General features: G+C 67.8%; 17 protein-coding genes. 1 reads left to right on the forward strand and 16 read right to left on the reverse strand.

What is annotated here, in order from left to right:
* Nucleotides 1-91 precede the first annotated feature (91 nt).
* The 13 genes from ACEI37_RS26950 to ACEI37_RS27010 form a co-directional block, all read right to left on the reverse strand.
* Nucleotides 92-835, reverse strand: a complete 744-nt coding sequence (locus tag ACEI37_RS26950; RefSeq protein ID WP_111521295.1) for an ABC transporter ATP-binding protein — start codon at nt 833-835, stop codon at nt 92-94.
* A 20-nt stretch (nt 836-855) separates the two neighbouring features.
* Nucleotides 856-2,697, reverse strand: coding sequence for an ATP-binding cassette domain-containing protein (locus tag ACEI37_RS26955; protein WP_373378829.1), 1,842 nt, complete (start codon nt 2,695-2,697; stop codon nt 856-858).
* A gap of 3 nt (nt 2,698-2,700) precedes the next feature.
* Entirely contained in the window at nt 2,701-3,753 is a 1,053-nt protein-coding gene (locus ACEI37_RS26960) for a branched-chain amino acid ABC transporter permease (RefSeq protein ID WP_252681810.1), read from the reverse strand.
* A gap of 259 nt (nt 3,754-4,012) precedes the next feature.
* Entirely contained in the window at nt 4,013-5,161 is a 1,149-nt protein-coding gene (locus tag ACEI37_RS26965) for an ABC transporter substrate-binding protein (RefSeq protein WP_373378830.1), read from the reverse strand.
* Nucleotides 5,162-5,450: 289 nt separating this feature from the next.
* Nucleotides 5,451-6,212 carry a sulfite exporter TauE/SafE family protein gene (locus tag ACEI37_RS26970; protein WP_373378831.1) on the reverse strand — a complete coding sequence of 254 codons (762 nt, stop codon included), beginning with the start codon at nt 6,210-6,212 and terminating at the stop codon, nt 5,451-5,453.
* A gap of 79 nt (nt 6,213-6,291) precedes the next feature.
* On the reverse strand, nt 6,292-6,825 hold the full coding sequence (locus ACEI37_RS26975; protein ID WP_373378832.1) for a hypothetical protein: 534 nt from the start codon (nt 6,823-6,825) through the stop codon (nt 6,292-6,294).
* Nucleotides 6,826-7,142: 317 nt separating this feature from the next.
* Nucleotides 7,143-8,198 (reverse strand): branched-chain amino acid ABC transporter permease, encoded by a 1,056-nt coding sequence (locus tag ACEI37_RS26980; protein WP_373378833.1) that lies wholly within the window; start codon nt 8,196-8,198, stop codon nt 7,143-7,145.
* On the reverse strand, nt 8,198-9,082 hold the full coding sequence (locus ACEI37_RS26985) for a branched-chain amino acid ABC transporter permease (RefSeq protein ID WP_373378834.1): 885 nt from the start codon (nt 9,080-9,082) through the stop codon (nt 8,198-8,200). The genes ACEI37_RS26980 and ACEI37_RS26985 overlap by 1 nt, the downstream gene beginning before the upstream one ends.
* Before the next feature lie 225 nt (nt 9,083-9,307).
* Nucleotides 9,308-10,516, reverse strand: a complete 1,209-nt coding sequence (locus ACEI37_RS26990; RefSeq protein WP_062795875.1) for an ABC transporter substrate-binding protein — start codon at nt 10,514-10,516, stop codon at nt 9,308-9,310.
* Nucleotides 10,517-10,595: 79 nt separating this feature from the next.
* Nucleotides 10,596-11,315, reverse strand: a complete 720-nt coding sequence (locus tag ACEI37_RS26995; protein ID WP_373378835.1) for an ABC transporter ATP-binding protein — start codon at nt 11,313-11,315, stop codon at nt 10,596-10,598.
* A gap of 18 nt (nt 11,316-11,333) precedes the next feature.
* Complete coding sequence (locus ACEI37_RS27000) at nt 11,334-12,110, reverse strand: ABC transporter ATP-binding protein (RefSeq protein WP_373378836.1); 777 nt, start codon at nt 12,108-12,110, stop codon at nt 11,334-11,336.
* Nucleotides 12,111-12,461: 351 nt separating this feature from the next.
* On the reverse strand, nt 12,462-14,165 hold the full coding sequence (locus ACEI37_RS27005) for a GMC family oxidoreductase (protein ID WP_373378837.1): 1,704 nt from the start codon (nt 14,163-14,165) through the stop codon (nt 12,462-12,464).
* 28 nt (nt 14,166-14,193) lie between these two features.
* Nucleotides 14,194-15,690, reverse strand: coding sequence for a CoA-acylating methylmalonate-semialdehyde dehydrogenase (locus ACEI37_RS27010; RefSeq protein ID WP_373380324.1), 1,497 nt, complete (start codon nt 15,688-15,690; stop codon nt 14,194-14,196).
* Between the two features lie 299 nt (nt 15,691-15,989).
* Between ACEI37_RS27010 and ACEI37_RS27015 the strand changes: the two genes are divergently transcribed.
* Nucleotides 15,990-16,877, forward strand: a complete 888-nt coding sequence (locus ACEI37_RS27015) for a LysR family transcriptional regulator (protein WP_373378838.1) — start codon at nt 15,990-15,992, stop codon at nt 16,875-16,877.
* Here ACEI37_RS27015 and ACEI37_RS27020 read toward each other — a convergent pair.
* The 3 genes from ACEI37_RS27020 to ACEI37_RS27030 all read right to left on the reverse strand — a co-directional run bounded on the left by ACEI37_RS27020 (nt 16,874) and on the right by ACEI37_RS27030 (nt 20,878).
* Nucleotides 16,874-17,806 (reverse strand): lysophospholipase, encoded by a 933-nt coding sequence (locus tag ACEI37_RS27020; RefSeq protein ID WP_373378839.1) that lies wholly within the window; start codon nt 17,804-17,806, stop codon nt 16,874-16,876. The genes ACEI37_RS27015 and ACEI37_RS27020 overlap by 4 nt on opposite strands.
* A 133-nt stretch (nt 17,807-17,939) precedes the next feature.
* On the reverse strand, nt 17,940-18,350 hold the full coding sequence (gene cueR, locus ACEI37_RS27025; protein ID WP_240073112.1) for a Cu(I)-responsive transcriptional regulator: 411 nt from the start codon (nt 18,348-18,350) through the stop codon (nt 17,940-17,942).
* Entirely contained in the window at nt 18,350-20,878 is a 2,529-nt protein-coding gene (locus tag ACEI37_RS27030; protein WP_373378840.1) for a heavy metal translocating P-type ATPase, read from the reverse strand. Before ACEI37_RS27030 ends, cueR begins: the two co-directional genes overlap by 1 nt.
* Between the last annotated feature and the right edge of the window lie 58 nt (nt 20,879-20,936).

The following is a 20,936-nucleotide window of genomic DNA, read 5'->3' on the forward strand; positions in this document are numbered from 1 at the left end:
AAAATCAGGTTATCCCCAAAGTTATGCACACCACCAATAACAAAGGGCCCGCTTGCGCGGGCCCTCATTCCTCTGGCGAAAGCGAGACTTGCTACGCCGCCTTTTTTGCCAGCCCAAGGTAGGTTTCAATCACCTTCGGATTCGCCGCCAGCTCGCCGGCCGGCCCTTCCATCGCCATGTCTCCGGTCTCGATCACATAACCGTAGTCCGCCACCTGCAGCGCCGCGCGCGCGTTCTGCTCGATCAGCAGCGTGGCCACGCCGGTCTGGCGCAGGTTGCTGATGATGTGAAAGATCTCTTTGACGATCAGCGGGGCCAGGCCAAGGCTGGGCTCGTCGAGCATCAGCAACTGCGGCTTGGCCATCAGCGCGCGGCCCACCGCGAGCATCTGGCGCTCCCCGCCGGAGAGCGTGCCGGCGTCCTGGCGCGCGCGCTCGCGCAGCCGCGGGAACAGGTCGTAGACCACGTCCATCTGATCCAGGTATTGCTTGTCGCCGGCGCGCTTGCGGCGGAAGGCGCCCAGCTGCAGGTTGTCCTCCACCGTCATCGATGCAAACAGCTCACGCTTTTCCGGCACCAGGCACATGCCGCGCGCGACCCGCCCTTCCACCGGGATGCCGGCCATGTCGTGGCCCAGGTAGCTGACCGTGCCGCTGGACGACCCCGTCACCGGCAGCGCGCCCATGATGGCATTGAGCATGGTCGACTTGCCGGCGCCATTCGGGCCGATCACGGTGACGATGCGGCCGGCCTCGACCTTCAGGTTGGCGCCATGCACCGCCTCGACCTTGCCGTAGCGCACGTGCAGGTCCTTCACTTCCAGAATCAGGCTCATGTCGGGTCCGTGCTCAACAGTTATTCCACGCCGCCCAGATAGGCTTCCAGCACCGCCGGGTTCTTCTGCACCTCCTCGGGCACGCCCTCGGCGATGCGCGAACCGAATTCCATCACCACCAGCCGGTCGGTCAGGTTCATCACGAAGTCCATGTCGTGCTCGACCAGCAGCACGCTCATGCCTTCGCCGCGCAGCTTGCGCAGCAGGTCGGCCAGCGCCTGCTTTTCCTTGTAGCGCAGTCCGGCGGCAGGCTCGTCGAGGAGCAGCAGCGCCGGGTCGCAGCACAGCGCGCGCGCAATTTCCAGGATGCGCTGCTGCCCCAGCGCCAGGCTGCCGGCTTCCATGTACATGCAGTCGGCCAGGCCGACGCGCTCCAGCTGTCGCTTCGCCTCGAACAGCAGCTTTTCTTCCTCGATCTTGTTCATGCGCAGGATCGCCGCGCAGACGCCGCCCTGCGCGCGGAAGTCGCCGCGCAGGTGGGCGCCGATGGCGACGTTCTCGAGCACCGTCATGGTCGGCAGCAGGTGCACGTGCTGGAAGGTGCGGCCGATGCCGCGCTTGACGATCTCGCGCGACGGCAGCCCCGAGATCACCTCGCCGCGATAGCGCACCTCGCCGCCCGAGACCGGCAGCACGCCGGTCACCAGGTTGAAGGTGGTGGACTTGCCCGCGCCATTAGGGCCGATCAGGCCGATGATCTCGCCGGCACGCACCTGGAAGCTGACATCGTTGACCGCGACCAGCCCGCCGAACTGCTTGCGCGCGGCACGCACGTCCAGGATCAGCTCGCCCGCCTCGGGCTTCTGGCGCACCGCCAGCCCGGCGGCCTGCCCCGGCGCCAGCACCGGCGGCCCGGAAGGCACCAGGCGCCGCAGGAACGGCCAGATGCCATCGCGCGCGTACTGCAGCAGCAGCACCAGCAGCACACCGAAGACGATGATCTCGAAGTTCCCGTCCGCACCGAGCAGCTTGGGCAGCACGCCCTGCAGCACGTCCTTCAGGATGGTCAGGATGCCCGCACCCAATACCGCGCCCCACACGTGGCCGACGCCGCCGACCACGGCCATGAACAGGTATTCGATGCCGTAGTTCAAACCGAACGGCGTCGGGTTCACCGCGCGCTGCAGGTGTGCGTACAGGAAGCCCGACACGCACGCCAGGATCGCCGCAACCACGAAGATCACCACCTTCATCCAGGCGGTGTTCACGCCCATGGCCTCGGCCATCACGCCGCCGCCCTTGAGCGCGCGGATGGCACGCCCCGGGCGCGAGTTCAGCAGGTTCTGCATCGCCAGCACCGCCAGCAGGACCACCGCCCAGATCAGGTAGAACATCGCGCGGCCGGACTGCAGCTCGATGCCGAACAGCGACAACACCGGGATGCCGCTGATGCCGTCGTACTTGCCCAGGAACTCCAGATTGCCGAACACGAAGAACAGCGACAGGCCCCAGGCGATGGTTGCCAGCGGCAGGTAGTGCCCGGACATGCGCATCGTGATCAAGCCGATCACATAGGCCGACGCCATCGTGATCACCAGCCCCACCAGCAACCCGAACCACGGCGACAGCCCGAACTGCGTGGTCAGGTACGCGGTGCTGTACGCGCCCAGGCCCACGAACGCCGCCTGCCCGAACGAGGTCATGCCCCCCACGCCGGTGAGCAGCACCAGCCCGATCGCGACGATGCTGTAGAGCCCGATGTAGTTGCCCAGCGTGATCCAGAACTCCGGCGTCGGCAGCACCGGCAGCAGCGCCAGCACCACGATCAGCGCCAGCACCAGCATCCGGTTGCGGTTCAGCCGCGCGCGGCTGCCGGCCTCGGCGCCGGCCACGCCGGCCTGCTTGTCGGTCAGCATGGTCATGGCTTATTCCTCCTCCTCGACATGCTTGCTCGTCAGCGAGCGCCACAGCAGCACCGGAATGATCAGTGTGAAGACGATGACCTCCTTGAACGCGCTGGCCCAGAAGGACGAATACGATTCCAGCAGGCCCACCAGCAGTGCGCCCAGGGCCGCCACCGGATAGCTCACCAGCCCGCCGACGATGGCGCCGACAAAGCCCTTCAGGCCCACCAGGAAACCCGACTCGTAGTACACCGTGGTCAGCGGCGCGATCAGGATGCCGCACAGCGCCCCCATCGCCGCCGCCAGCGTGAACGACAGGCGCCCTGCCTGCGTGGTGCCGATGCCGACCAGGCGCGCGCCGAGCCGGTTCACCGCGGTCGCGCGCAGCGCCTTGCCCTGCAGCGTGCGTTCGAAATAGAAATAGAGCGCACCGATCAGCAGCGCCGACACCGCCACCACCCACAGGCTCTGCCCCGAGATGCTGAGCGCACCGACCTCGAAGCGCGCATCCGAGAACGGATTGGTGCGCGAGCCCTCGGCGCCGAACATCACCAGTCCCAGCCCCACCAGCGCGAAGTGCACGCCGACCGAGACGATCAGCAGCACCAGCGTGCTGGCCTCGGCCAGCGGCTGGTAGGCCAGCCGGTACAGCATCGGCCCCAGCGGGATGATGACCAGCAGCGTCAGCGCGACCTGCGCCAGCATCGGCAGCGGCTGCGCGCCATACTGCTGCACCACCCAGTGCACCGCCAGCGGGAACACCAGGTACTTGCCGGCCAGCACCGCCAGCCGCTGGCCCAGCGTGCGCCGCAGCTCGGCGCTGCGCAGCACGGTGACGGTCTCGTAGAGGAACGTCAGCACGCCCATCGCCAGCAGCAGCCAGCTGGTCTGCGGTGCGTGGCCTGCCTGCATCGCCGCCAACGTCAGCGCGCCATAGGCAACGAACTCGCCCTGCGGAATGAAGATGACGCGGGTCACCGAGAACACCAGCACCAGCGCCAGTGCCAGCAACGCGTAGATCGCGCCCGAGGTGATGCCGTCCTGCGCCAGGATGGCGGCGATAGATAGGTCCATTGTCTCCCCGTCTTGTTGGAAAACCTGCCTGCATCGAACGGGGTCAGCGGGGCGCCGACGGGCCGACAGGGTGGTGCGCGCTTTGGGTTACGAAATAGTAAACGGGTTGCGCATTGCGGAAATACAGAGCAACCCTAGGTTGGCGCGGCCTTCGCCCAGCCGGCGCGCCAGAAAAAAGGGCGCATGGTCAGCCATGCGCCCTGCTTCACTACGAATCCGGCATGCCTTGCCTGCCGCTCCAGACGCTTGGGTCAGCCGCTTATTTCAGCAGCTTCCACTTGCCGTCGACGATCTGCACCATCACGCGCGCGCGCTGGTCGAAGCCGAGATGGTCGGTGGCGCTCATGTTCATGATGCCGTGAGACACCGGCAGGTTTTTGGTCTGCTCCATGGCGTCGCGCAGGGCCTTGCGGAACTCCTTGGTGCCCGGCTGGCCCTTCTTCAGCGCTTCGGGGATGGCGTGCTGCAGGATCAGGCCCGCATCCCAGGCGTGACCGCCGAAGGTCGAGACCTGTCCGCCGAAGGCCTTCTCGTAGGCGGTCTTGTAGGTCAGCGCCGGCTTCTTCACCGGATTGCTGTCGGGCAGCTGCTCGGCCACCAGCAGCGGGCCGGCGGGCAGGAAGGTGCCTTCGCAGTCCTTGCCGCACACGCGCAGGAAGTCGGCATTGGCAACGCCATGGGTCTGGTAGACCTTGCCCTTGTAGCCCCGCTCCTTGAGCGTCTTGGCCGGCAGCGCCGCGGGCGTGCCCGAGCCGGCGATCAGCACGGCGTCGGCGTTGGCGCCCATCATCTTCAGCACCTGCCCGGTGACCGAGGTATCGGTGCGCGCAAAGCGCTCGTTTGCGACCACCTTGATCTTGCGCAGCTCTGCCACCTTGGCGAATTCCTGCGCCCAGCTATCGCCATAGGCATCCGCGAAGCCGATGAACGCCACCGACTTCACGTTGTTGTTGCTCATGTGCTCGGCAATGGCGGTGGCCATGTGCGAGTCGTTCTGCGGAGTCTTGAAGACCCAGGCGCGCTTGGCGTCCATCGGCTCGATGATGCGGGCCGAGGCGGCCATGGTGATCATCGGGGTCTCGTTCTCGGCCACCACGTCGACCATCGCCAGCGAGTTGGGCGTGACGGTCGAGCCGACCATCACGTCGACCTTGTCTTCGCTGATCAGCTTGCGCGTGTTCTTGACCGCCGTGGTCGTGTCCGAGGCATCGTCCAGCACGATGTACTCGATCTTCTTGCCCGCGATCTCCTTGGGCATCAGCGTGAAGGTGTTCTTTTCCGGAATGCCCAGCGATGCCGCCGGACCGGTGGCCGACACCGTCACCCCGACCTTGACCTGCGCCTGGGCGGCCCCGGCAACCAGGCTGGCCGCAGCGATTGCCAGCAGGCTGGCGCGCTTGAAATCCATCTTGTCTCCTTCGGTTCCTGAAACGGAAAGGCATCCGTCCGGCGTCCGCCGGCGGATGCCCCATTTTTTTGGACGACCCCTCGGGTCAACGCAGGCACAGCGCCGGCACCTGCGCTACAACCAGGAACGACACCAGGCCGCTCCCCATTTCCCGTCCACGCCACTCCCCCGGAAAGGCGCTTCGGTGATTCGCCGACCGTGCGGTCGGGAATGCGGATCGAGTCTATCACAGGGCCCTGGCGCGAACAGCGAGGATTAACCCGCACGCGCGCCCAGCCTGGCTTTGCCGTCAGCGCACGAAGGCGTCCCAGGCGGTTTTCAGGATCAGCGCGCTGACCACCACGATAAACACCTTGCGCACGAAGGCGCTGCCATGGCGCAGGGCCAGCTTGCTGCCGACCTGGCTGCCGGCGACGTTCGCCACCGCCATCACCAGGCCCAGTTGCCACCAGATATGGCCCTTGCTGGCGAGCAGTAGCAGTGCCGCCAGGTTGGTGGCCAGGTTGACCAGCTTGGTCGACGCCGCGGCGTGCAGGAAGTCATAGCCGAACACCCGCACGAACACGATCATCAGGAAGCTGCCGGTGCCCGGCCCGAACACGCCGTCATAAAAGCCCAGCACAGCGCCGGCCAGCAGCGCCGCGCCGCGTTCGCCCCAGCCGCTCAGCGTGGGCGCGTGCTCGGCGCCCAGATCTTTCTTGGCGACGGTGTAGACCAGCAGCGCCACCAGCACGAACGGCAGCGCCTTGCGCAGCGGCTCGGCCGGGATCATGGTCAGCGCCCAGGCACCGGCCATCGAGCATGCAAAGGCCGCCACCACCGCCGGCGCGGTCGCGCCCCAGTAGATGCGCACGCTGCGGCCGTAGCGCAGCGCCGCGCTGGCGGTGCCGGCGATCGAACCGACCTTGTTGGTGCCGAGCAGCGTCGCCGGGGCCAGGTTGGGATAGGCCGAGAACAGCGCCGGGATCTGGACCAGCCCGCCGCCGCCGGCGACCGCGTCGATCAGGCCGGCAAGAAAGGCGGCAGCCGCCAGGAATGCGAATTCCGTCATTGCAGAAAAGCGAAAAGGGAACGAGGTGAGAGAAAAAGCAGGACAGTCCGGGGTGCCGGCGCGCAGCCGGCAGTTCAGGTCAGCCCAGTACCTTGGCCGCCGGCACCAGGCTGCGGTGCCACATGCCGTTGCCGTGCAGGCCGAAGCCGGGCGGCGCGCCGCCGTGGCCGGCCACCAGTCCCGGCGCCAGCAGCGCATGGCGGATGCCGTGGGCGCGGCCCCACTCGGCCAGCGTGGCGCAGCAGGCTTCCAGGCAGGCGCGGCGGGTGGCCGCGTCGAGCTCCGGCCGTACCCACCATTCGCTGGCGCAGGCCGCAAGGCCTGCCAGCTCGAGGCTGGGCAGAAGGGCCACGGGGAGGCAGGCAAGCAAGCCGCCGTCCGGCGCGTCGCTGGCCAGCATGCAGATGCCGCGCCCGGACTGGGCCAGCAGTTCACCCAGCATCAACTGCCGCGCGCGCGCGTCGGGCACGGGCAAGGGCTGGATCCGGTCCAGCCAGTCCGACACCAGGGCGGCGTCGGCGCCCTGCCCCAGGCGTACCCAGACCTGCGGCGCGCCACGGCCGCCCACATGCGGGACAGTTTGGGATGGATCAGGGGGAACGGTAGCGGACATGAGCGGGCAGCAAGGAGCGCCCGCATTGTCGCATGCGTGAGGTGCCGAGGTGATGCCGATGCGGCATGAGCGCCCCAAAATGGGGCGAAAGCATCACGAAGCGGGTGGAAGGCCCAATGAAAAAAGCGTTGCCGAGGATCACCCGGCAACGCCCTTTATTTATAACGCTGCTACCCGACACCGGGTGCGCGCCTGTCGTCTCCTCGCTTCCGCCTCCATTTAACCTGCGAAAACCGTATATGGAATGTAACGAAGCGGTGCATCGAGGACAAGCTAGAAAAAACCCTAGCCCCAGAATCGGGCATGTCGACCCGCGGTCACTCCTTGCGCCCGGCGTGGCCGCCGAAGCGCGCCAGCAATTCGCCCATGATGCCACGGCGGAAGGTCAGCACGCAGATCACGAAGATCACCCCGGTCACCATCGTCACCGACTCGCCCAGCGTGCCGAACCACGAGATGCCGGTCACCGACGCCAGGAAGTTGCCGATGTCGCCCAGCTTGTTCTCCAGCGCGACGATCACGAAGGCGCCAACGATCGGGCCCGACAGCGTGCCCAGGCCACCGACCAGCGTCATCAGGATCACCGAGCCCGACATCGACCAGTGCACGTCGGTCAGGGTCTCGAAGCCCAGCACCAGCGCCTTGATCGAACCGGCCAGCCCCGACAGCGCCGCCGACAGCACGAACGCGGTCAGCTTGAAGCGGTCGACGTCATAGCCCAGCGACACCGCGCGCGGCTCGTTCTCCTTGATCGCCTTCAGGATCTGGCCGAACGGCGAATGCACCGTGCGCACGATCAGCGCGAACGCCGCGACGATGATCACCAGCGCCACGTAGTACAGCGTCAGGTCATCCGACAACGACAGCACGCCGAACAGCTTGCCGCGCGGAATGCCCTGCAGCCCGTCCTCGCCGCCGGTGAACGGCGCCTGCAGGCAGATGAAGAACAGCATCTGCGCCAGCGCCAGCGTGATCATCGAGAAATAGATGCCCTGGCGCCGGATCGCCAGCGAGCCCACCACGTAGCCGATCAGCGCGCCCGTGCCGGTGCCCAGGATCAGGCCAATCTCCGGCGTCACGCCCCAGACTTTCATCGCGTGGCCGGCGGCGTAGCCGGCGCCGCCGAAAAAGGCCGCATGGCCGAACGACAGCAGCCCGGTATAGCCGATCAGCAGGTTAAAGGCGCACGCAAACAGCGCGAAGCACAGCACCTTGAGCACGAACACCGGATACGCCCCGGCCAGCGGCGCCACCAGCAGTGCCAGCAGCAGCAATCCGTACAACAGTGTCTTCTGCACGCCTTGTCCCTTTCCTGCCTTGCCTGCATTGGCCGCCACGGTGGCTGGCGTCGATGATGTGGACGGTGCGCTCATCACTTCTCCTTGCCGAACAGCCCGGCCGGACGCAGCAGCAGCACGATCACCATGATGAAGAACACCACGGTCGCCGATGCTTCCGGATAGAACACTTTGGTCATGCCTTCGATCACGCCCAGCCCGAGGCCGGTCAGGATCGAGCCCATGATCGAACCCATGCCGCCGATCACCACCACCGCGAACACGACGATGATCAGGTTCTGCCCCATCAGCGGCGAAATCTGGATCACCGGCGCGGCCAGCACGCCGGCAAACGCGGCCAGCGCCACGCCGAAGCCGTAGGTCAGCGTCACCATCAGCGGCACGTTGACGCCGAAGGCCTCGACCATCTTGGGGTTCTCGGTGCCGGCGCGCAGGTAGGCGCCGAGTTTGGTCTTCTCGATCACGTACCAGGTGGCAAAGCACACTACCAGCGACGCCACCACGACCCAGGCGCGGTAGTTCGGCAGGATCATGAAGCCCAGGTCAGTCGCGCCCTGCAGCGCGTCCGGAGTCTGGTAAGGCAGGCCCGAGACGCCGTAGACCGAGCGGAAGATCCCCTCGATCACCAGCGTGATGCCCAGCGTCAGCAGCAGGCCGTAGATATGATCGAGCTTGTAGATCCAGCGCAGCATGGTCTTCTCGATCACCACGCCCAGCACGGCAACGACCAGCGGCGACAGCAGCAGCATGAGCCAGTAGTTCAGCCCGGCGTACTCCATGCCCATCCAGGCCAGCACCGCGCCCAGCATGAAGAGCGCGCCGTGCGCGAAGTTGATGACGTTGAGCAGGCCGAAGATCACCGCCAGGCCCAGGCTCAGCATCGCATAGAAGGCGCCGTTGACCAGGCCCAGCAAGAGCTGGGAAAGCATGGCCGGCAGGGGGATTCCGAAGATGTCCATGAGCGTCAATTGCGGATGATGTCTCCCCTCTCCCGCGAGCGGGACAGGGGTTGGGGGAAAGGGCCGGCGCGCAAGAGGCTGCCGGCTTTAAAACCCGCGCATGCGGGTCTCAGGTCCGCTGCCAGAAGTCCGGTTGTGCCGCGCTCCTGCCAACACCTGCCCTCTCCCCCTGCCCCTCTCCCGCAAGCGGGAGAGGGGAGCAAACCGTCGCAGTGCCGACGGCTCTTACTTCTTCAACATGGCGCACTTCGACTCGGCCACCGTGGTGAAGGCCTGCTCGCCGGGGATGGTCGCGACCACCTTCAGGTAATCCCACGGCTTCTTCGACTCGGCCGCGGTCTTTACCTGCATCAGGTACATGTCGTGGATGCCACGGCCGTCCTGGCGGATATAGCCCTTGGTGTAGAAGTCGTTGATCTTCATCTTCTTCAGCTCGGCCATGACCTTGTCCGGATCGTCGGTCTTGGCGGCTTCGACGGCCTTCAGGTAGGTGCTGGCGGCCGAGTAGTCCGCGGCCTGCAGGCTGCTCGGCATCTTCTTCATCTTGCCGAAGAAGCGGTTGGCGAACTTGCGGGTGTCGTCGTTCATGTCCCAGTACCAGCTGTCGGTCATCAGCAGGCCTTCGGTGTTCTTCAGCCCCAGGCTGTGCACATCGTTGATGAACATCAGCAGGCCGGCGATCTTCATCGACTTGGTGATGCCGAATTCCTTGGCCGCCTTGATCGAATTGATGGTGTCGCCGCCGGCGTTGGCCAGGCCCAGGATCTGCGCCTTGGACGCTTGCGCCTGCAGCAGGAACGACGAAAAGTCAGACGCCGACAGCGGATGGCGCACCTGCCCCGCCACCGTGCCGCCGTTGGCCTTGACCACCGCTGCGGTGTCGCTTTCGAGCGAGTGGCCGAAGGCGTAGTCGGCGGTCAGGAAGAACCACGACTTGCCGCCCTGCTTCACCACCGCGCTGCCGGTGCCCTTGGCCAGCGCCACCGTGTCATAGGCGTAGTGCACCGTGTAAGGCGAGCACTCTTCGTTGGTCAGGCGCGCGGTGCCGGCGCCGATGTTGATATAGACGCGCTTCTTCTCCGAAGCCACCTTGTTCATCGCCAGCGCGGTGCCGGAGTTGGTGCCGCCCAGCAGCATGTCCAGGCCCTGCTGGTCCATCCATTCGCGCGCCTTCGAGGCGGCGATGTCAGCCTTGTTCTGGTGGTCCGCCGAGACGATCTCGATGGGCTTGCCCAGCACCTTGCCGCCGCGATCCTCGATCGCCATCTTGATGGCCTCGAGGCCGCCGGGGCCGTCGATATCGGCATACAGGCCCGACATGTCGGTGATATAGCCGATCTTGACGGTGTCGCCCGATACCTGTGCGGCAGCGCCGAACGACACCGCACCCATGGCAATGGCCGCCATCGCGGCCGCGAGCCGAGTCTTTTTCATTTCCCTGTCTCCTGATTTGCGGCGGCGTGCGCGCCACCCGTTCCTGCCAACAAGCAACCATCGACCCGCATTGCGCGGATCAGACCCCGAGCAATTCATGCAACACCGGCATCTTGGCCTGCAGCTCGCTGGCCGCGAAGCGTTCGACGATGGTGCCGTGCTCCATCACGTAGAAGCGGTCCGCCAGCGGCGCGGCGAAGCGGAAGTTCTGCTCCACCATCACCACCGTGTACCCCTTCTGCTTGAGCATCCGGATCATGCGCGCGAGCGCCTGCACGATCACCGGTGCCAACCCTTCCGAGATCTCGTCGAGCAGCAGCAGGTTGGCGCCGGTGCGCAGGATGCGCCCGACCGCCAGCATCTGCTGCTCGCCGCCCGACAGGCGCGTGCCCTGGCTCTGGCGGCGCTCCTTCAGGTTCGGAAACATCTCGTAGATGTCGGCCTCGCTCATGCCCGAATCCTTGCCCTTCAGCTGCGGCGGCAGCATCAGGTTCTCTTCGCATGAGAGGCTGGAAAAGATGGCGCGCTCTTCCGGGCAATAGCCGATGCCGTAGTGCGCGATCTTGTGCGTGGGCAGGCCGATGGTCTCGTGGCCGTCAACCTTGATCGAACCCTTGCGCGCGCCGGTCAGGCCCATGATCGCGCGCAGCGTGGTGGTGCGCCCGGCGCCGTTGCGGCCCAGCAGCGTGACAACTTCGCCGCGGTTCACGGTCAGGTCGACGCCGTGCAGGATGTGCGATTCGCCGTACCAGGCGTGCAGGCCCTTGATGTCCAGGGCGGGAGTATTGGCTGTGCTCATGTGTCGTCATCCCGGCGCTTAGTGCGCGCCCTGCAGTTCCGCGTCGGCGGTGCCCATGTAGGCTTCCATCACGCGCGGGTCCTTCGACACTTCCGCATACGGGCCTTCGGCCAGCACCGCGCCACGCTGCAGCACCGTGATCTTGTCGGCGATCGACGAGACCACGCTCATGTTGTGCTCCACCATCAGGATGGTGCGCCCCGCCGAGACCTGCTTGATCAGCTGCGTGACGCGGTCCACGTCCTCGTGGCCCATGCCCTGCGTGGGTTCGTCGAGCAGCATCAGCTCGGGCTCCATCGCCAGCGTGGTGGCGATTTCCAGCGCGCGCTTGCGCCCGTACGGCAGGTTCACCGTGAGCGTGTGCGCGAACTCGGTCAGGCCGACCTGCTCGAGCAGTTCCATGGCGCGGTCGTTGAGCACATCGAGCGAGCGCTCGCTGCGCCAGAACTGGTACGCGGTACCCAGTTGCCGCTGCAGCCCGATGCGCACGTTCTCCATCACCGTCAGGTGCGGGAACACCGCCGAGATCTGGAACGAGCGGATCACGCCGCGCCGCGCGATCTGCGCCGGCTTTTCCCGCGTGATGTCGATGCCGTTGAAATGGATGGTGCCGGTGGTCGGCTCCAGGAACTTGGTGAGCAGGTTGAAGCAAGTGGTCTTGCCCGCGCCGTTGGGGCCGATCAAAGCATGGATCGAGCCGCGGCGCACCCGCAGGTTGACGTCGCTCACCGCCGTGAACCCCTTGAACTCCTTGGTGAGGTTCCGCGTTTCCAGGATGGTTTCCTGCTGGTTCATGTCTCCTGCCCGCCCTCTTGCTGAACTGCCGGGGTGATGCCCGGCACTGACAATGGTCCGAACCGGCCTTGTAGGCCCTTACTGCCGCTTGTTCCGTCAGGCTCGCCGTGGTTGCCGGCCACGCCTGCGATTTTTATCTGTGCGGGGCGGCTCCCGCGGGGGTCACTACGGCGGCATGGTATGTGCGGCCGAAGCACCCTGTGAGGCGTCTATTGTGTGCGCCTGTTGCATCGCAAAACATCGGGGTTTGCACTATGAAACATGAACCAAGTGTCAGTTTTTTTGCGACCGCACAAGCGTCGCAAAGGCCACACGATCACCGCCCCGCCGGTGGTCATGTGGCGTGGCGCTTCAAGCGCTTGTGGCCGCTGTCACCGGCACGGGTCTGGCTTCGGCCGGCGCCTGCTCCGGCGCCTCTTCGGGATTGGCCACTTCGGTCGCCAGGGCGTGCTGCCTGCGGTCTTCGCGGATCATGTCGCTGGCGCGCTCGGCGATCATGATGGTCGGCGAGTTGGTATTGCCCGACGTGATCAGCGGCATCACCGAGGCATCGACCACCCGCAACCCCTGCACCCCCAGCACGCGTAGCCGATGGTCGACCACCGCCATGGGATCGTCGGCGCGGCCCATCTTGCAGGTGCCGACCGGATGGAAGATCGTGGTGCCGATATTGCCGGCGGCCTCGGCCAGTTCCTCGTCGCTCTGGAAGGCCGGCCCCGGCAGCCATTCCTCGGGCCGGTACGGCGCCAGCGCCGGCGATGCGACGATGCGGCGCGTAAGCCGGATCGAATCGGCGGCAACCTTGCGGTCCTCGTCGGTCGACAGGTAGTTGGGCGCGATCACCGGCGCCTGGCGGAAATCCGCGCTGCCGGCATGCACGCTGCCGCGCGAGGTCGGGCGCAGGTTGCAGGCGCTGGCGGTAAAGGCGTTGAAGGCATGGAGCGGATCGCCGAACTTGTCCAGCGACAGCGGCTGCACGTGGTACTCGATGTTCGGCCGCGCCTGCGACGGATCCGAGCGCGCGAACGCGCCCAGCTGCGATGGCGCCATGCTCATCGGCCCGCTCTGGTTGAAGGCATACTGCACGCCGATGCAGAACTTGCCCCACAGGCTGGCCGCGCGCGTGTTCAGCGTGCGCACGCCGTTGACCTTGACCACGCTGCGCAGCTGCAGGTGGTCCTGCAGGTTTTCGCCCACGCCAGGCAGCGCGTGGCGCACCGGAATGCCCAGCGCCTGCAGCCGTTCGGCCTGCCCGATGCCGGACAGCTCGAGCAATTGCGGCGTGTTGACCGCGCCGGCGGCCAGGATCACCTCGAGCGTGGCGCCGGCCGTATGCGCGCGGCCGCCGCCAAGATAGTTGACGCCGGTGCAGCGGCGCCCGTCGAAGCTCAGCCCGCTCACTTGCGCGCCGGTGACGATGGTCAGGTTGGGCCGCTCCGAGGCACGCCGCAGGAATGCCTTGGCGGTATTCCAGCGGATGCCGCGGCGCTGGTTCACTTCGAAGTAGCCGACGCCGAAATTGTCGCCGCGGTTGAAGTCGTCGGTGCGCGGAATGCCCGCCTGCTCGGCGGCGTCGGCAAAGCGCTCGAGGATGTCCCAGCGCAGCCGCTGCCCTTCCACCCGCCATTCACCGCCGGCGCCGTGGAATTCGCTCGGGCCGCGGTGATGGTCTTCGCTGCGCTTGAATAGCGGCAGCACGTTGTCCCAGCGCCAGCCGTCATCGCCGGTCAGCCGCGCCCATTCGTCATAGTCCTCGCGCTGGCCGCGCATATAGATCATGCCGTTGATCGACGAGCAGCCGCCCAGCACGCGCCCGCGCGGATAGCCCAGCGAGCGCCCGTTCAGCCCCGCTTCGGCTTCGGTGCGATAGAGCCAGTCGGTGCGCGGGTTGCCGATACAGTAGAGGTAGCCCACCGGGATGTGGATCCAGTGGTAATCGTCCTTGCCGCCGGCTTCCAGCAGCAGCACGTTGACGTCCGGGTCCTGCGTCAGCCGGTTCGCCAGGACACAGCCGGCCGAACCGGCCCCCACGATGATGTAGTCGAATGTCTCCATGGCGCCCTGTTGTAGTAATGGTCGGGGTTTATTTCGCCACCGGCATGGTGAACTCGGCGCCCTTGGCGATCGAGTCCGGCCAGCGCTGCATCACGCTCTTGTAGCGCGTGTAGAAGCGCACGCCCTCTTCGCCATAGGCATGGTGGTCGCCGAACAGCGAGCGCTTCCAGCCGCCGAACGAATGCCATGCCATCGGCACCGGGATCGGCACGTTGATGCCGACCATGCCCACCTGGATCTGCCGCGCAAACGCGCGCGCGATGCCGCCGTCGCTGGTGTAGCACGACACGCCGTTGCCGTACTCGTGCGCGTTGATCAGCGCCACCGCCCCGGCAAAGTCGTGCACGCGCACCACCGAGAGCACCGGGCCGAAGATCTCTTCCTTGTAGATCGTCATCTCCGGCGTCACATGGTCGAACAGCGTGCCGCCGACATAGAAGCCGTTCTCGTGGCCATCGACCTGGTGGCCGCGGCCATCGGCCACCAGCGTCGCGCCCTCGGCCACGCCCTTGGCGATATAGCCTTCGACCTTGGCCTTGTGCGCGCCGGTCACCAGCGGGCCCATCTCGGCATCGGCCTCCATGCCGTTGCGGATCTTCAGCGCGCGGGCGCGTTCGGCCAGGCGCGGCACCAGCTTGTCGGCCACGTCGCCGACCGCCACGGCCACCGAGATCGCCATGCAGCGCTCGCCGGCCGAACCGTAGGCCGCGCCGATCAGCGCGTCGACGGCCTGGTCCAGGTCCGCATCGGGCATCACCACCAGGTGGTTCTTGGCGCCGCCCAGCGCCTGCACGCGCTTGCCGTGCTTCGTCCCTTCGGTATAGATGTATTCGGCAATCGGGGTCGAGCCGACGAACGACAGCGCCTGCACGTCCGGATGCGCGAGCAGCGCGTCGACCGCTTCCTTGTCGCCCTGCACCACGTTGAACACGCCGTCGGGCAGGCCGGCCTGGCGCAGCAGATCGGCGATCAGCAGGCTCGGCGACGGATCGCGCTCGGACGGCTTGAGCACGAAGGTATTGCCGCACGCCAGCGCCACCGGGAACATCCACATCGGCACCATCACCGGAAAGTTGAACGGCGTGATGCCGGCCACCACGCCCAGCGGCTGGCGCAGGTTCCAGTTGTCGATGCCGCCGCCGATGTTGTCGGTGAAATCGGTCTTGAGCAAGTTGGGGATGCCGCAGGCGAACTCCACCACCTCGATGCCGCGCGTGACTTCGCCCTTGGCATCCGAGAACACCTTGCCGTGTTCGCGCGTGATCAGCGCGGCGAGGTCGTCGTGGTGCTGGTCCAGCAGTTCCTTGAACTTGAACAGGATGCGCGCGCGGCGCAGTGGCGGGGTGTCGGCCCAGGCCGGGAACGCGGCTTGGGCGGCGGCGACGGCATCGGCGACATCCTGCGCGGTGCCCAGCGCGACGCGTGCGGCGACTTCGCCGGTGGCGGGGTTGAATACGTCGGCCAGGCGCTGCGAGGCGCCGCGTGTCTGCCGGCCCGCGATGCTATGGCCGATGGTGGCCTGCACTGCGCTGGCCTCTGCAAGGATGTCTTCCACTTCCGCTCCTGAATGCTGGATCCCTGGGGCGAATCTGCCGCCAAGGTCAGTCCCGTCGATCTTTGCGTCTGGTGAAGACGCTGCCACGCTGCGCCGCGCACCGGCCACAGCACGCCGTGGCACGTATGGCGTGCGGCACAAGACTTCGGGCCATGGTTGAGCGCAAGCTTGGTGCAGTTGCGCGGCCCCGTCCAATGATTTATCGTCAATCGCAATATAAGCCGCGCAAAATATTGCGCCGCACCACACCTCACCGTTCCGCCGCTCCCTTGGACCTCCACCACCTGCGCGCCTTTGTTGCCGTCGCGCGCGAAGGCAACCTGACCCGCGCCGCGCAGCGCCTGCACCTGACCCAGCCCGCGGTCAGCCTGCAGCTGAAGGCGCTGCAGGCGGCCTGGCGCATCCGGCTGTTCGAGCGCACCGCGGCAGGCCTGACGCTGACCGCCGATGGCGCCGCGCTGCTGCCGCTGGCCGAACGCATCCTCGATGGTGTGGGCGACCTGCAGCACACCGTTAACGCCATGCATCACACCGTGCGCGGGCGGCTGGCGATCGGCACCATTCTCGATCCGGAATTCACGCGGCTGGGCCCGATGCTGCGCACGCTGGTCGAGCGCCATCCGCAGATCGGCACGGAGCTGCGCCACGGCATGTCGGGCTGGGTGCTGCAGCAGGTACGCAGCGGCGCGCTCGATGTGGGCTTCTACCTGGGGCAGCCGTCCGAGGCCGGCTTCCATGCGCTGACGCTGACACCGTTCTCGTATTACGTGGTCGCGCCCAAGGGCTGGAAGGAGCGCACCGCGCTGCGCTCGTGGGCGCAGCTGGCGACGCTGCCATGGATCTGGACGCCGCCCGAATCGGCGCACAACCGGCTGCTGTCGGCGCACTTCGCGCAAGCGGGCGTGGATCCGGCCACCGTGCCCAAGGTGGCGCATGTCGACCAGGAAGCGTCGATGCGCGACCTGGTACGCTCTGGCGTGGGGTTGTCGCTGGTGCGCGACGCGATTGCGCTGCGCGAGTCGCATGCGCACGGCCTGGTGATCGTCGAAGGGGTCTCGGTGCAGACCGAGCTGACTTTGGTCTGCCTGGCCACGCGCCGCGACGACCCGGTCGTCGCCGCGGCGTTCGGTGTCGCCGAGTCCGTGTTCCGTACCTAGCGCTGCGGGCTGCCCAGCCGGCGCTGCAGCCAGCCGGTCAGCGCCGCGAACACTTCGCCGCGCAGCGGCTGCGCTTCATTGAAGATCTCGTGGTAGCCGTGGTCGAACCAGACCTGTTCGCGCAGGTCGGGCGGCGCATTGTCGAAGAAGGTGCGGCTGCCGGCGGGGTCCACGATGCGGTCGGCGCCGCCGACCAGCATCAGCGTGGGCGCCTCCAGCAGCGCCGCATCGGCCTGCGCCTGCGCCATGCCGCGGATAAATCCTTCGAGCACGCCGGCGGTGATGGTGGTCTGCACCAGCGGATCGGCGCGATAGGCGGCGACCACTGCCGGGTCATGCGACAAGTGCCGCGCATCGATCGGATTGGGCACTCGCAGCCGCGGCGCCAGCGTCAGCAGCACGCGGTGCAGCGCCAGCGCCGGCCGGGACAGGCGCAGCGCCAGCGCCGGCGACGACAGCACCAGCGCGCGCACCGGCCGCACCCGCGCGGTGGCAAAGCGCGCCGCGATCAGCCCGCCCATGCTGTGGCCGAGCAGGATCGGCAACTCGTGCCAGCCCGGCACCGCGGCATCATAGATCTCGGCAAGGTCGTTCAGGTAGGCGTCCGGGTGGTCGGCGACCATGCGCGCGCCGCCGCTGGCGCCGTGGCCGCGCAGGTCGAAGGCGCGCACGCGCAGCCCCAGTCCGCACAGCAGATCGGCGACATGCTGGTAGCGCCCGGCGTGTTCGGCAAGCCCGTGCACCAGCAGCACCGAGCCGAGCGGTTCGGCAAAGCGTGCCGGGTCGGGTTGCCAGGTACGGAGCAAGAGTTCGGTGCCGTCGCGCATGCGCTGGCGGCTTTGCACCGGCGCATGGGTCCCCGCCGGGCTCGCGGCGGGGGTGCTGGCAACGCCGGCCAGGGCCGGGTCGTCCGTCATCGGCTGTTCCATTTGCAAGGTCTCCTGCCGGCGCGCGGGCCAGGCGCGGCGCCGGCTATCGTTGTTGTTATGGAGTCCGCTGTGCCGGCGTGCGCCGGCCCTGCCATGGCTACAACCGGGGCCTAAACCCTCGCCTGGCCATCGCCTAGCCGTGGCAGGCCGACGCCTCCGGCTGCGCCATGTCGGCCAGGATCGGGCAGTCCGGCCGGTCGTCGCCACTGCAGTGCTGCGCCAGTTCGCGCAGCGTGTCGCGCATCGCCGCCAGTTCGGCGATGCGCTGCTCCAGGTCGGCCACGTGCCGCAGCGTCAGCGCCTTGACGTCGGCGCTGGCGCGGTCGCGGTCGTGCCACAGCGACAGCAGGTTGCGGATCTCGTCGAGCGAAAATCCCAGATTACGGGCACGCCGCACGAAGCGCAAGGTATGCACCGCGCGTTCGTCATAGCGGCGGTAGCCGCCTTCGGTGCGCGGCGGCGTCGCCACCAGCCCGATCGATTCATAGTGGCGGATCATCTTGGCCGATACGCCCGAGGCCTGTGCTGCTTCGCCGATATTCATCACTCGCCTCCTTGCGCCGCGGTGGAAGCGGCCGACGCGGTGCCGGCCTGGGCGCGCCAGCGGCGCAGCAGCAGCGCATTGCCGACCACGCTGACGCTGGAGAACGCCATCGCCGCGCCCGCCACCACGGGATTGAGCATGCCGGCCGCGGCCAGCGGAATCCCCACCACGTTATAGAAAAATGCCCAGAACAGGTTCTGGCGGATCTTGCGCACGGTGCGGTGCGAGACCGTCAGCGCATCGGCCACCAGCGCCGGGTCGCCGCGCATCAGCGTGATGCCGGCGGCGTGCATGGCGACGTCGGTGCCGGTCGACATGGCAATGCCCACGTCGGCCGCGGCCAGCGCCGGCGCATCGTTGATGCCGTCGCCCACCATCGCCACCACCGCGCCGTCGCGGCCCAGCGCCTGCACGCGCGCGGCCTTGTCTTCGGGCAGCACTTCGGCCTGCACGTCATCCAGCCCCAGCGCCTGCGCCACGCGCGCCGCGGCGCCGGCGTTGTCGCCGGTCAGCATCACGGTGCGCACGCCGGCGGCGCGCAGCCTGGCGATCGCCGCCGACGCGCCCGGCTTGATGGCATCGCCGAACGCGACCAGCCCGGCCACGCGCGGCGGCGTGGTCTGCACCAGCCATGACACGGTGCGGCCTTCCGCCTGCAGTTGCTGCGCCACCGCGACCAACGCGCCGGCCGGCGCGCCCAGCGACTCGCGCAGGCGCTCGCTGCCCAGTTGCAGCGCCTTGTCGTCGACCACGCCGGCAATGCCGCGGCCCGGCAGGGCCTGCACGCCGCTGGCCTGCGGCACGGCGATGCCGCGCGCCTGCGCCGCGGCCAGCACGGCCCTCGCCAGCGGATGCTCGCTGCCGGCCTGCAGCGCGGCCAGCTGCGCCAGCAACGCGCTGCCATCGGCGTCGGCAGGATCGGCCGCGTGCAGCGCCACCACTTCGGGCTTGCCCACGGTCAGCGTGCCGGTCTTGTCGAACGCCACCACCCCGACCCGATGCGCCACTTCCAGCGCCTCGGCGTCCTTGATCAGGATGCCGGCGCGCGCGCCGGCGCCGGTGCCGGCCATGATCGCGGTGGGCGTGGCCAGCCCCAGCGCGCACGGGCAGGCGATCACCAGCACCGCCACGGCATTGAGCAGCGCCGCCTCCCAGTCGCCGGCAAAGAGGCCCCAGCCCAGCACCGTCGCCAGCGCGATGACCAGCACCACCGGCACGAACACCGCGCTGACGCGGTCGACCAGGCGCTGGATCGGCGCCTTGGCCGCCTGCGCGTGCTCGACCATGCGGATGATGCGTGCGAGCACGGTCTCGGCGCCCACCGCCACGGTGCGCGCCACCAGCAGGCCTTCGAAATTGATGGCGCCGCCGGTGATGCGGTCGCCGGGCTGCTTGGGCACGGGCAGGCTTTCGCCGGTCAGCATCGATTCATCGGCATGGCTGGTGCCTTCGACCACCTCCGCGTCCACCGGAATGCGCTCGCCGGGGCGCACCACGATTTCATCGCCGACGGTCACGGCGGACAGCGGCACGCTCTGCTCGACGCCGCCGCGCCGCACCCGCGCGGTATCGGGACGCAACGCCGCCAGCGCGCGGATGGCATCGGCGGTCTGGCGCTTGGCGCGCGTCTCCAGCCATTTGCCCAGGCGCACCAGCGTGATCACCACCGCCGCGCTCTCGAAATACAGGTGCGGCATGGCATCGGCCGGCGTGCCCCACATCAGCCACAGCGACAGCCCGTAGGCGGCCGTGGTGCCGAGCGCCACCAGCAGGTCCATATTGCCCGCGCCGGCGCGCACCGCCTTCCAGCCGGCCTTGTAGAAGCGCCAGCCGAACACGAATTGCACCGGCGTGGCCAGCAGCCACTGCACCCACGCCGGCAGCATCCAGTGCACGCCGAACCATTCCAGCACCATCGGCGCCACCAGCGGCAGCGACAGCGCCGCCGAGATCGCCACCGGCCACGGGCCGTCCCAGAAGGCCGGGCGCGTGGCCTGCCCCGGCTGGCCAGGCTGGGCCGCGGCGCCTGCCGCAGCCGCTGCATCCGCCGCCGGCGTCGCGCCATAGCCGGCGCGCACGACCGCGCCCGCCAGCGCCGCGGCATCGGTGGCGCCGCGCAGCAGCGTCACGCTGGCGCGCTCGGTGGCCAGGTTGACGGTGGCTTCGACCACGCCGGGCACGGCGCGCAGCGCCTTTTCGACCCGCGCCACGCAGGAGGCGCAGGTCATGTCGGCGATATCCAGTTCGAGGGTGTCGTGGGGCACGCTGTAGCCGGCGTCGGCCACGGCGCGCGCGGCGGCGGGCAGCACCGCGGCGGACGCCGCGCGCAGCGTGGCGGCCTCGGTGGCCAGGTTGACGGCCACGTCGCGCACGCCCGGCACCTTGGCCAGGGCTTTTTCGACGCGTCCCACGCAGGAGGCGCAGGTCATGCCTTCGACCGGCAGCCGCCACTCGGGCATCGCATCGGCGAGCGGGTTACGATCGGTGCGGACCGGTTGGGAAGCGAGCACAGCGCTGGAATCTGGCATGGTTCTGAGTCATCCACAGTGTCGATGTCAGCATCATGGACCTTACCATCATTGGAAG

Origin of the sequence: Cupriavidus nantongensis, assembly GCF_041726985.1 — a bacterium.
GTDB lineage: Bacteria > Pseudomonadota > Gammaproteobacteria > Burkholderiales > Burkholderiaceae > Cupriavidus > Cupriavidus nantongensis_A.